Annotated in this window: 14 protein-coding genes; 8 read left to right on the top strand and 6 right to left on the bottom strand. The window is 44.3% G+C overall.

Annotated elements, in window-relative coordinates; translation table 11 throughout:
* Positions 1 to 129 precede the first annotated feature (129 nt).
* Positions 130 to 1,446: a UDP-glucose dehydrogenase family protein gene (locus KOE27_RS17520; protein WP_215240127.1), complete on the top strand. Its 1,317-nt coding sequence runs from the start codon at positions 130 to 132 to the stop codon at positions 1,444 to 1,446.
* A gap of 122 nt (positions 1,447 to 1,568) precedes the next feature.
* Positions 1,569 to 2,561, top strand: a complete 993-nt coding sequence (locus KOE27_RS17515) for a UDP-glucuronic acid decarboxylase family protein (RefSeq protein ID WP_215240126.1) — start codon at positions 1,569 to 1,571, stop codon at positions 2,559 to 2,561.
* Between the two features lie 105 nt (positions 2,562 to 2,666).
* Here KOE27_RS17515 and frr read toward each other — a convergent pair whose 3' ends face one another.
* From frr to dusB, 4 genes are all read right to left on the bottom strand, one after another.
* Positions 2,667 to 3,227, bottom strand: coding sequence for a ribosome recycling factor (gene frr, locus KOE27_RS17510; protein ID WP_215240125.1), 561 nt, complete (start codon positions 3,225 to 3,227; stop codon positions 2,667 to 2,669).
* 24 nt (positions 3,228 to 3,251) lie between these two features.
* The gene (gene pyrH / locus KOE27_RS17505) at positions 3,252 to 3,971 is read right to left on the bottom strand and encodes a UMP kinase (RefSeq protein ID WP_215240124.1); all 720 of its coding nucleotides are present in this window, start codon (positions 3,969 to 3,971) and stop codon (positions 3,252 to 3,254) included.
* A gap of 64 nt (positions 3,972 to 4,035) precedes the next feature.
* A complete protein-coding gene (locus KOE27_RS17500) occupies positions 4,036 to 4,551 on the bottom strand; it encodes a biotin/lipoyl-containing protein (protein WP_215240123.1) in 516 nt (171 codons plus the stop codon).
* Positions 4,545 to 5,534, bottom strand: a complete 990-nt coding sequence (gene dusB / locus KOE27_RS17495) for a tRNA dihydrouridine synthase DusB (protein WP_215240122.1) — start codon at positions 5,532 to 5,534, stop codon at positions 4,545 to 4,547. Before dusB ends, KOE27_RS17500 begins: the two co-directional genes overlap by 7 nt.
* Positions 5,535 to 5,652: 118 nt before the next feature.
* On the opposite strand from dusB, the gene KOE27_RS17490 reads away from it, so the two are divergent.
* From KOE27_RS17490 to KOE27_RS17475, 4 genes are all read left to right on the top strand, one after another.
* The gene (locus KOE27_RS17490) at positions 5,653 to 6,603 is read left to right on the top strand and encodes a CPBP family intramembrane glutamic endopeptidase (RefSeq protein WP_215240121.1); all 951 of its coding nucleotides are present in this window, start codon (positions 5,653 to 5,655) and stop codon (positions 6,601 to 6,603) included.
* Positions 6,604 to 6,620: 17 nt separating this feature from the next.
* Positions 6,621 to 6,860: a putative signal transducing protein gene (locus KOE27_RS17485; RefSeq protein WP_229252815.1), complete on the top strand. Its 240-nt coding sequence runs from the start codon at positions 6,621 to 6,623 to the stop codon at positions 6,858 to 6,860.
* Positions 6,832 to 7,665: a phosphatidate cytidylyltransferase gene (locus tag KOE27_RS17480; RefSeq protein ID WP_215240120.1), complete on the top strand. Its 834-nt coding sequence runs from the start codon at positions 6,832 to 6,834 to the stop codon at positions 7,663 to 7,665. Before KOE27_RS17485 ends, KOE27_RS17480 begins: the two co-directional genes overlap by 29 nt.
* A gap of 198 nt (positions 7,666 to 7,863) precedes the next feature.
* Positions 7,864 to 8,613, top strand: a complete 750-nt coding sequence (locus KOE27_RS17475; protein ID WP_215240119.1) for a carboxypeptidase-like regulatory domain-containing protein — start codon at positions 7,864 to 7,866, stop codon at positions 8,611 to 8,613.
* 3 nt (positions 8,614 to 8,616) lie between these two features.
* Here KOE27_RS17475 and KOE27_RS17470 read toward each other — a convergent pair whose 3' ends face one another.
* Positions 8,617 to 9,456: a UDP-2,3-diacylglucosamine diphosphatase gene (locus KOE27_RS17470; protein WP_215240118.1), complete on the bottom strand. Its 840-nt coding sequence runs from the start codon at positions 9,454 to 9,456 to the stop codon at positions 8,617 to 8,619.
* Between the two features lie 251 nt (positions 9,457 to 9,707).
* On the opposite strand from KOE27_RS17470, the gene KOE27_RS17465 reads away from it, so the two are divergent.
* On the top strand, positions 9,708 to 10,445 hold the full coding sequence (locus KOE27_RS17465) for a hypothetical protein (protein ID WP_229252814.1): 738 nt from the start codon (positions 9,708 to 9,710) through the stop codon (positions 10,443 to 10,445).
* 52 nt (positions 10,446 to 10,497) lie between these two features.
* Here KOE27_RS17465 and KOE27_RS17460 read toward each other — a convergent pair whose 3' ends face one another.
* Positions 10,498 to 11,007: a DUF4494 domain-containing protein gene (locus KOE27_RS17460; protein ID WP_215240117.1), complete on the bottom strand. Its 510-nt coding sequence runs from the start codon at positions 11,005 to 11,007 to the stop codon at positions 10,498 to 10,500.
* Positions 11,008 to 11,414: 407 nt separating this feature from the next.
* Between KOE27_RS17460 and KOE27_RS17455 the strand changes: the two genes are divergently transcribed.
* A complete protein-coding gene (locus KOE27_RS17455) occupies positions 11,415 to 12,047 on the top strand; it encodes a hypothetical protein (protein ID WP_215240116.1) in 633 nt (210 codons plus the stop codon).
* Positions 12,048 to 12,117: the final 70 nt, after the last annotated feature.

The following is a 12,117-nucleotide window of genomic DNA, read 5'->3' as shown; positions in this document are numbered from 1 at the left end:
TAGACCAAGACTGATTCGGTGAAAAAAATTACTTTTGCGAAAGTGTTGTTTTGCGGATATTCCAATAGTGCAAAATCCGTGCTTCTTCAAGCCTTTTATCAACGTAGCTATTAATTATTTTACACTATTATGAAAATTGCAGTTGTAGGGACCGGATATGTTGGTTTAGTGACGGGTACATGTTTCGCTGAAACCGGTAATCAGGTCGTTTGCGTCGATATTGACGTTAAGAAAGTAGAACGCCTTCAAAATGGGGATATTCCAATTTACGAGCCGGGGCTGGACGTCCTGTTTGACAGGAATGTTGCCGAAGGAAGGTTACAGTTTACGACAGATCTGGCCGAAGGAATTAAAGAAGCACAGGTGATTTTCCTGGCTCTTCCTACCCCTCCAGGGGAGGATGGTTCCGCCGACCTTAAATATATATTAAAGGTGGCCGATGACCTGGGGCATATCCTGGATCATTATGCAGTAATTATTGATAAAAGTACCGTTCCGGTGGGGACTGCGGAAAAAGTGACGGCCGCTATTGCCAAAAATGCAAAGGTAGAGTTTGATGTGGTTTCTAACCCTGAGTTTTTGAGGGAAGGAGTGGCTGTTGAGGACTTTATGAAGCCCGACCGTGTCGTGGTGGGTACTTCTTCTGAAAGTGCCAGGAAAGTAATGGAGAAGTTATACGCTCCGTTGGTACGTCAGGGCAACCCCGTTATTTTTATGGATGAGCGTTCCGCAGAAATGACCAAATATGCGGCTAACTCGTTTTTGGCCATGAAGATAACCTTCATGAATGAAATTGCTAACCTTTGTGAGAAAGTAGGTGCAAATGTGGATGATATCCGCAGGGGTATCGGAACAGACAGCCGTATCGGCAAACGTTTTCTTTTTGCGGGTATCGGTTATGGCGGAAGTTGTTTTCCCAAGGACGTGCAGGCTCTTGCAAAAACATCGGCTGATTATGACTATGATTTCAGAATACTGAAGTCGGTTATGGCGGTAAACGACGATCAGAAGAAAAAGCTTTTACCTATGGTGAACAACTTTTTTAATGGTGATTTAAAAGGAAAGACCATAGCAGTTTGGGGGCTGGCATTTAAACCCTATACGGACGACATCCGTGAGGCACCTGCTTTGGAAAATATTCAGGTACTCCTGGATGCAGGTGTGAAAATTACAGTTTACGATCCGGAGGCCATGGATAATGTGAAGAAGATACTGGGAGATAAAGTTACGTTTTGCCATACCCCCTATGCAGCGCTGGATGATGCCGACGCCCTGATGATTTTTACAGAATGGCCGCAGTTCCGTACCCCTGAATTTGAGAAAATGGCAAAGCTCTTAAAGAACAAAGTGATTTTTGACGGAAGAAATCTGTACGAACTCGACCAGATGAAGGAACTCGGCTATACCTATTTCAGCATCGGGCGTGATATTGTGAAGGAAGGTTAAGGCAGGCTCTATTTTGCACAGGGTATTAAAATACGCTGTGTTTAAAGCATAAATAAGAGTTGATTGAATATATTGCAGTACTCAACCAGTAAATAATAAAACTCTAACAATATCATAACTACATGAAACGTGTACTAATTACAGGAGCGGCAGGTTTCCTTGGTTCGCACCTTTGCGAGCGCTTTCTGAGGGAAGGTATGTATGTGATCGGTATGGATAACCTGATTACGGGGGACATGCGGAACATTGAGCATTTAATGCCCAATCCTAATTTTGAATTTTATCACCATGATGTTACCAAATTTGTGCACGTTCCAGGTGAGCTTGACTATATCATGCATTTTGCATCACCTGCAAGCCCGATAGATTACCTTAAAATTCCAATCCAGACGTTGAAAGTGGGCGCTATGGGAACCCATAATCTTTTGGGACTTGCCCGTGTGAAAAAGGCTCGTTTCATTATTGCTTCTACCTCAGAGGTTTATGGAGATCCGCTCGTGCATCCGCAAACGGAGGATTACTGGGGGCATGTTAATCCGATTGGCCCCAGAGGGTGTTACGACGAAGCAAAACGTTACCAGGAAGCGATCACGATGGCCTATCACCGTTATCATAATCTGGAAACCCGTATTGTTCGTATTTTCAATACCTATGGCCCCAGAATGCGCCTGAACGATGGACGTGTGTTGCCGGCTTTTATTGGCCAGGCATTACGTGGGGAGGATATTACGATATTTGGCGACGGCTCGCAGACGCGGGCATTCTGTTATGTGGATGATCTGGTGGAAGGTATTTACCGTTTGCTGATGAGTGATTATTCGCTGCCGGTAAACATTGGAAACCCAGCTGAAATTACCATTAAGGAGTTTGCCGAAGAAATTATCAGCCTGACGGGGACAGACCAGAAGGTGGTTTACAAACCTCTTCCGCAGGACGATCCAAAACAGCGCCAGCCAGACATTACAAAAGCCAAGGAAATATTAGGCTGGGAACCCAAAGTGAAACGGGAAGAAGGCTTGCGTATTACTTATGATTATTTCCGTAGTCTGCCTCAAGAGAGACTTTATGAAGAATCCAATCACAGAGGTTTCGAAGGGTTCAGCCAGGGGAAATAAATATTTTGGAATGGCATTAAAACATAAAAACCCGTCTATTGAGACGGGTTTTTATGTTTTGTACTGTTAACTGCATACTTTAGACTCTAAGACCGCAGTCTGGTACTACACCTCCATAATCTCCTTCTCTTTGGCAGAGTATATCTGTTCAATTTTTGCAACAAAGCTGTCGGTCAGTTTCTGAACCCGATCTTCACTGATTTTAACCAGATCCTCCGCCACACCTTCTTTCGTTAATTTACGCAGTGAATTGTTGGCATCCTGACGGATGTTGCGGACATTTATTTTGGCCGTTTCGATCTCATTTTTTGCGCGCTTGGCAAGTTCCTTGCGGCGTTCTTCGTTAAGCGGCGGAACTGATATCCTGATCATTTCCCCGTCATTGGAAGGAGCAAAACCAAGGTTCCCGTTACGGATCGCCTTTTCAATATCATTGATGATTTTCTTTTCAAACGGCCTGATCGCAATCGTACGGGCATCCGGCGTATTAATGGTTGCCACATTTTGAATGGGGGTCATAGAGCCGTAATATTCAATCTGGAGACCTTCAAGCATTTGGGGTGTTGCCTTACCAGCACGTATTTTCCCCAATTCAATAATAAGGTGTTTGATCGCGCCCTCCATGGTATCCCGGGCATCTTCCAGATATAATTCTATTTCTTCCATTGGTTTTGTAATATTATATTTCTGTTAGTTCGATATCAGCGTTCCTACTTCACCACCCATGACAAGGTCATGCAGGTTGCCGGTTTTGTTCATGTCAAAAACGATGATGGGTAAATTGTTTTCCTTACAAAGTGTGAAAGCCGTAAGATCCATGATTTTAAGGTTCCTGGATAAAGCCTCGTCAAAAGTAAGTTGGGTATATTTGGTGGCGGTAGGATCTTTTTCCGGATCTGCTGTGTAAACGCCGTCTACACGGGTACCTTTCAGTACCACATCTGATTCGGATTCGATAGCCCTGAGGCCGGCCGTGGTGTCGGTTGTGAAATACGGATTCCCCGTACCTGCACCAAAGATTACCACACGACCTTTTTCCAGATGGCGTACGGCGCGTCGGCGAATCAGCGGCTCACATACCTGCTCCATTTTAATGGCGGACATCAGCCTGGTTCTAAGGCCATGCTTTTCCAGGGAGCTCTGTATAGCCATTCCGTTGATAACAGTAGCCAGCATCCCCATGTGGTCGCCCTGGACGCGGTCGATTCCCGATTTTTCCACTGAAGCTCCACGGAAGATATTGCCACCGCCGATCACAATGGCTACCTGTACACCTTCTTCCACTACTTTTTTAATTTCGACGGAATACTTATCCAGGATATTAAAATCGATAACCTGTGTTTTATCTCCGCCATTGAGCGCTTCTCCGCTGAGTTTGAGAAGTATACGTTTATACCTTGGTTGGGGCATGATTTGTGATGTAGGTGATTTGATCCGTAAAAATAAGGGGTGGATTGCCAGATTAACAAGTTATTTAAAGAAACTCCAGCAATACCTGGTTTTTTTCAACAATTTCTCCCGCCGCAACCCTGATGTTTTTTACCTGTCCGCTCCCGGACGATTTGATAACATTCTCCATTTTCATAGCCACCAGTACCAGCAGCGTGTCGCCTTTTTGTACTTCATCCCCTTCACGCACCATAACCGACTGGATCAGTCCGGGCATGGGCGCTTTAATGTTATTGATTTTCTGCCCGTCATTGGCCTGGATACCCATTCCTTCCAGCAACAGGTCGAACTGGTCTTTTGCAGTTGCCAAAACCTCCTTGCCGTTGATTATGAGCCTGCATGTTTTTGTCTTTTCATCTCTTTCCGTAATTTCCACATTATAGGACTGATGGTTCCAGATCACATGAAAATGGTTATCAGAAACGGAAACGATATCACCCGTGAACAAAAGGTTATCTATTTTGGATAAACCATTGTCGCTCGTTATTTCGAAGACAGTACTTTGTTCGGAGCCGGGACCTGTAACCTGCACTTTTAACATACCGCTTCACTGAAATGATGGGTGATTTCTTCCAGAATTTCGTTCAGTTCTTCAAAGCGCATGGCTTCTACCAGCCGCATGCGGTAGGGTTTAAAATGTTCGAGCCCCCTGAAATAATTGGTATAATGCCTTCTCATTTCAAAAATACCCAGCACCGGTCCTTTCCATTTAATCGAAAACTCAAGGTGGCGGCGGCAGGTATCAACACGCTCGGATATTGTGGGCGGAGCCATTCTTTCACCCGTCCTGAAATAGTGTTTAATGTCATTAAAGATCCATGGATTACCAATGGTTGCACGCCCGATCATAATGCCATCCACGCCATACCTGTTTTTGTATTCCAATGCCTTTTCCGGAGAATCAATATCACCGTTGCCAAAAATGGGGATGTGCAGACGTGGATTTTCCTTTAAGCGGGCTATGAGCGTCCAGTCTGCCGCACCTTTGTACATTTGTACCCTTGTTCGTCCGTGTACTGTCAGCGCCTGGATACCAATATCCTGAAGCTGCTCTGCCACCTCCAGAATATTTTTGGTGGTATCATCCCATCCCAGTCGGGTTTTTACTGTTACCGGCAGATGCGTTGATTTCACTACGGCCTCTGTCATTTTTACCATTTTGGGAATATCCTGAAGCAATGCTGCTCCGGCTCCCTTGCAGGCCACGTTTTTAACCGGGCAGCCATAGTTGATGTCGATCAGGTCGGGATTTGCCTGCGTGGCTATGGCAGAGCAGGCACCCATGGTCTGTACATCACTACCGAATAACTGAATGCCGATAGGTCGCTCATATTCAAAAATATCCAGTTTCTGCCTGCTTTTAGCTGCATCCCTGATGAGCCCCTCCGAAGAAATGAACTCCGTATACATCAGGTCGGCACCATTCTCCTTGCATACCGCGCGAAAGGGTGGGTCGCTTACGTCTTCCATGGGAGCAAGAAGCAACGGGAATGCACCCAAATCTATATTTCCGATTCTGACCATTTTCTGTATTGTTGTACCCTGGAAGTTTCCGGATAAAGTATTTCCGGCTCAATCCTCCATGGTTGTCCTGGCATCTTTGTTGTTACAATTAAGAATAAGCTGTAAATTTACACCAATTATGCTAAAAAATAATCCGAATTTGGTGGAGCCCCGCGTAGCAGGAACTGGGGGAAGCTTGTTAATTCTCGTTGGTTTTACGTTGATTGGTATGGCAGTAGGAAATCTGCTGGCAGTATTTGCGCTCACCAGCCTTACTTCGTCAGGGGTAGGAGGTACGGCAAATATCATTAATCAGCTGATGAACGACCCCGGAAGCATACCCGACGGCTGGTATGTGATGATGATTTTTCAGGGAGTTGTCCATCTTTTCTCCTATCTGCTCCCTTCCCTGCTGTTTTGGTATCTGATCGAACGGCGCCCTTTGGCAGCTTTTAACTTCCGGCCTTTCCCGAAACCTTACGTATGGTTCATGACCTTCGCGGTGGTTTTATTATTTATTCCCCTCAACGGTCAGATCATTGAATGGAATTCGGCTATGAAATTACCCGGTTTTTTGTCTGAGGTGGAAAACTGGATGCGCGCAAAGGAAGACCAACTGGCCGTTATGACGAAATTTTTAACTTCCTATCAGAGCATAGGTCAGTTGCTCATCGCTCTTGTTGTGGTAGTTTTGCTTCCCTCCCTGGGCGAAGAGGCGCTGTTCAGAGGGGTTATTCAGCGCAAACTATCGGCGCAGATGAATATCCATGCGGCGATCTGGATATCGGCTGCGATTTTCAGTACCATTCATTTTCAGTTTTACGGATTTTTCCCCAGAATGATGCTTGGCGCACTTTTTGGGTATCTCTATTATTGGACAGGTAATTTTTGGATAGCAGTTCTGGCTCATTTTGTGAACAACGGCTTTGTGCTTATCATGATGTACCTGTACAATATGAAGGTGCTGGATATCAATATTGAAGAGACTAAAACCATGCCGCTCCTGAGCGTTTTGCTTTCTCTGTTTTTTACCGGGCTTATTTTGCTGAAAATCAAACGGGCTTCGGAAAAAGAACAAATTCTGAACTGACACAATTATAAAATTAAATGAATAACGATTCTATGGGAGATAACTGGATTAAGGCGTTCCAAAGTACGGAGATGATCCGGGCTGAAATTGCAAGAGAGAAACTTGAGGAGCACGGCATTCCGGCTGTTATTCTAAATATAAAGGACAGTATCCTTTATCCCTTTTCTGGAAAATATGAAGTACGGGTTCCAGCTCATGACTTGTTGAAGGCACAAACTATAATATCTGATGAAGCAACGTTTGAACAACCTGAATAACCTTCAGCAGAGGACTATTACAGGGCTTGCGGGTGTATTTGTAATTATAGGGTGCATTGTTTATAGTGACTGGAGTTGTCTTTTGCTGTTCTGTGCGATCAGCTCCCTTACCCAGCTTGAGTTTTACAAACTCCTGGGGCTTGATGGAAATCAGCCGCTTACTTATTATGGTACCTTCTGTGGCACAGTTATGATGTTACTTGCGTATCTGATAGAACAGGATATTGTTTCTTTCGAGAACTACTTCCTGATCAGCCCGCTGCTGTCCATGATATTTTTTATCAAGCTTTATAAAAAGAATGATCTGAAACCTTTTACAAACATCGGATTTACATTTCTGGGGATTATTTACGTAGCCCTGCCGTTCTCGCTGATCATCGTGATGGCGATGCGCGGAGGTACCTACAATTATGAGATTGTCCTGGGTAGTTTATTGCTGCTTTGGGCTTCGGATATAGGAGGGTATTTTGCCGGTACAAAATTTGGCAGACGTAAATTGTTCGAGCGGATATCGCCCAAAAAATCCTGGGAAGGTGCTATGGGAAGTGCTGGTTTTGCGGCGGTTATTGCTTTTGCTCTGGGATTTTATTTCCGTACCTTCGAACCCTGGAAGTGGTACTGCATCGGTGCAATAATTGTAGTGGTGGGAACTTACGGGGATTTGGTGGAATCATTATTTAAGAGAAGTATTGCCATTAAGGACTCAGGATCCAGTATTCCGGGGCATGGAGGTTTCCTGGATCGCTTTGACGGATTGCTGCTTTCAGCTCCGTTTATTGTTACCTTTATTAAATTGTTTTCATAAAAACGGGAAATAGTCTGGAACGAGCAGGGTTTTGATGTGGCTGTGCTTTTCAGGGCGGGGAACAGTTTTTTAGAAAATTTAAAACCTGACTTTTAACAATATTTGTTAGGATTGGTCTTTAGAATATTATAATATTTATTTCTAATCCCTTATTCAGTTCCGGTGTTCCGGATTGGACAGGAGCTAAAAAAGAAAAGAATGAAAAGGAGCGTATTCGTACTATTATTAATGATAGCCGGAATTTCAGGGGCCGGTAACCTGTATGCACAGGGCGAACAGAAGGCTATTATTTTTAGCGGTATTGTTGTTGCCGGTAAATCCAGTGAACGCTTGCCGGGTGCTTATATATTCATACCCAGGGCAGGAAAAGGAACCTTAGCCGATGGGGGTGGAGCCTTTACCATACCTGTTTTCCCTGGTGACAGTATTGTTTACAGTTATGTAGGTTTTAAAAACCAGTACCATAAAATTCCCCGTAACTATAATTCCGATTCTTACTCAGCCATTGTGGCGATGCAGGAGGATGTGAAGATGTTGGCGGAAGTAAAAATTTATCCGTATGCTACTGAGGAAGAATTTAAAAAGGCTTTTTTGGCGCTGAAACTGCCCGACCAGGCTGATAGGGATGCCCTGGCTAAAAGTACGGATATTGATTACATTAACAGGATGGCCGCGCAGGTGCCCAATAACGCCCAAACTAATTACCGCTATACCATGGATCAGCAGATGTTTGGGAGGGAATCTGCTGCAAACAAAAGTTTTGCTACTACCTTTCCGTTCCTTAATCCGTTTGCCTGGGCCAATTTCATAAAGTCGGTGAAAAACGGAGACCTGAAGCAGAAAGACTATCGTAAAGATCTAGGTAATACGCCTCGTGAGAACATTACCCGACAGGATTTTTTGCCTGTGCAGGATGATGAGAAAAACAGCCGGAAGAAGGGGAATTGACAGTTAAGAGTTCACAGTTGGCGGATGCGATGTTTCTGGGGTGCAGCGAAATTGGATCAACTCTAGTTGGCTCCCGTCAAAACTGGCATAATGTTGCTGGCTTACCCATTCACCCAGGTTGATGTACCTGCTGTTTTCTGACACCGCAAGGTCCAGTACAAGATGCCTGTGGCCGAAAATATAATAGTCATAATGCCGGTGGCTTTCCACCTCTTTGCAAAAAGTGAAGAGCCATTCGCGGTCTTCGCCCATAAATTTTTCTTCACCTTTATTTACATTGGCAATCCGGCTTCTCCGGGACCATTCCTTAGCGATCCAGATACCCACATCGGGGTGTACAAGATGAAAAATTGCTTGAAAAAATGAGTTTTCAAAAATACGTTTGAGTACTTTGTAAACCTTGTCGCCTGGCCCAAGCCCGTCGCCATGGCCAACCAGCAGGCGGGTAGTGTTGCCCACGCTGTTTTTAATTTCAAATTCTACGGGGTTTCTGAAAATGGGTGCACCAAGTTCCTCGGTGAGGTAACCCGACATCCACATATCGTGGTTGCCTGTGAAAATGACGATCTCAATGCCGCTGTCGGCAAGTTCAGCAAGTTTCCCCAGCAGCCTGATGGACCCCTTTGGCACGGCATGACGGTATTCGAACCAAAAATCAAAAATGTCGCCTACCAGGAAAATAACCTGCGCATCATGTCTAATATCTTCCAGCCAGCGGACAATTTTCTGTTCCCTCAACCGGCTCGCATCGCTGGAGGGGACACCCAAATGGTAATCGGAAGAAAAGTAGGCGCGACGGCCCTCACCCAATACAACTGATTTTTTTTCGAAGTTGAAATTCATGCTATTTGTCCTAATCCGGTGCAAGTTACGATGTTCCTGACAAATGCCTCAGAGATACCGGGTGATAATATGGCGGACACCTTTGGACCTGCAGGAATTTCCTTTTAAGTTTATTACATCATTATGCCAGCGCCGTGATCCGTTTTGACAGGATAAAGTGTTTTTTGAAGCAAATTCGCTGGCTGAAATCGAAATGTATTAAATCCTGATAATAAGATATGACTGAGCAATTGAAAGCTTGTATTTGCCGAATGAACAGAAACGGAATGGGACTAACTGTGTTTTTGGGAATCCTGTTTTGGTCTCAAATAGCGGCCGCACAAGTGAGTAAGAAACTGGTGCCTGACAAGAAGAGAGCGCTACAGTGGAAACCGGATAAGGGGCAGTATTATTTTAGCCACAAGCTTGTTTACGACTACCGGAATAAGGCAGATAAAACTAACGGTACGCTGGAGATTGGGCTGGATCCGGTAACGGGTGCCATGTGTTTCAGGAAGGAAAGCAGCTTTGGCAAAGCCGGATCGTATGAGTTTATTTTGGCCTTCCCGGATGGGAAATACATTTATTGTGGCACCGAGGATGGTAAGAAGATCAGGATTACGGAGCTCGTCAGCAGGCTCAGACCGGATAAGGAAACCCAGAGTCAGCGCCAGGAGGATTTTGCTACTTATTGCTTGCCAACTGGAAATAGCCGCGAGGACTTCGGCTGGCCTAGTGTTGAATATCAGCTGTCCTATGCATCGTCCGAGGCTAAGGACAAGGTATGGCTGACCCAAACACCATTTGCTGTATATCCGCTGTATGGTTTTGAATTGATTGAAGGAGCGGTTAGTCTGCCTGTATCATTTGATTACATGCATTTGTTTGGCCCAAACCAGCTGATCACCGAGCTTGACTCGGAAGATCTGAAACTGAAATTGATACGAATAGATGCGGATCCGTTCCTGGCCCTCACAAGGGATTACAAGGAAGTAAAGATAGCCGATTGAGGAGCAGAAGAACAGCTATTTCGGGAAGCTGTTCTTCTTACTATTGATCTTTCTAAATATCTTCGGTAATATGCTGCTCGGCCCTTACCTCTGAAAGTGGTCTGAAATTCGCAGGTATTTCCACCTCCTGATCTTCTTCGGCCGTATATGGGAATACATCCAGAATAGGCGTCAGGTTAATGTCCGTCGTTTCATAAGGTATCAGCATCGTCCGAAGGCTTTCGGTAATCCTTTCAAGCGCCTGTTCGATCCCGTCCGCATTAACCAGCATATAATTGACTACTTTTTTCTCCTTGCCGCTTTTTTCATCAACGGAAAAGTATATCACCTTGGCTTTAAACCACTTTTCACCCTCTTCGTAGGCGAACAAATCGGCTAGCCTCATTCGCGTTATGCTGGTTACACTAAAATCACTTGCTCCGGTCACAATCTGCTTATAAAGCCTTGCTTCCGACTCTGTATAAGAAACTGCGTCAACCAGATAAGCTTCATTAATTGTTTTCAAACTACCGGCGTCGTCTTCTTTTTGATAACGGATTTTTCCTAAATACCAGCTTGCCATTCGATATATGCTTTAATAAATGTGAAGCCGCAAAGGTATACGCTTCAAGGAATGCAACCAAACGCAGGTCAGGCAAAAACCTACTTTTCGGTATAGGATTTTTCTTGAATAATTCCGAACAAAGTTTTCTACAAAATTTTATTTTTTTAAGATTTTGAATTCGAAGTTTTATGGATGAACGGGTGGTGTTTTATAGGCTCATATCTGGTCGGCTGACGGAGGGAACAATAGCTTCGGGGGGATGAATTATCAAAAGGGTAGAGAGTATTGTTTTGTATCTGTCTGATTAATAGATTTTTAAACCTGAATTTTTCTAACCAGTATATTTTTTCTGATGTTTATAATGTATCATCGGTATGGACGTTGTGATAGATACTCTATATATTGCATTAAAATTGATAAAGACAATGAAAAAAAACATTTGGATATTTGTGATATTTGCATGCACGGGTTTCATGACAGGGTGTGGCGTTAGCAAACAGGTTTCGGATGCCAAAACCTTTGGAGACTGTAAATACGATATTGCATCTGTGGACAGTGTCTATTTGGCTGGAATGGATATCCGTGAATTCCGCAATATAAAAAGTTTCAGTGACCTGGATTTGGCCAGGTACCCTCGCCTGGGACTAGCTATGCTTCGGAAGGATATTCCGCTGAATCTCCGCGTGAACCTGGATATTACGAATCCGACCAAAAAACGTGCGGCTATCAATCAATTGGAATACAAGGTTTTACTCACTCAAAATGAAATCTTCAGTGGTTTTTTGAGCCAGTTGATTGAAGTAATGCCTGGCACAGGAAGTACCAGGGTGCCTGTGAGGCTCAATGCCAATGTTTATCAATTGATTAACAATGACCAGACGCGCGATGAATTCATCAACATGGTGATGTCGTTAACTGGTAAGGCGGGTTCAAAGCCGTCCAAATTGATCGTGAAAGTAAAACCGACACTGGACATAGCAGGAAAGCAGGTTAACTACCCGGGTTATATCACTTTTGAAAAAGAGATAACCGCGGAGATGGTCACAGGAATTAAATAGAGCTGGGACATCTGTCACCGTGAGGGTGATGTTTGTCTTCTTTGCGGCGCCACTTCACTCATAACGATTG

Source organism: Dyadobacter sp. CECT 9275, from assembly GCF_907164905.1.
GTDB lineage: Bacteria > Bacteroidota > Bacteroidia > Cytophagales > Spirosomataceae > Dyadobacter > Dyadobacter helix.
The sequence above is the reverse complement of the archived record's forward strand: the minus strand, read 5'-3'. Positions and strand labels throughout refer to the sequence as shown.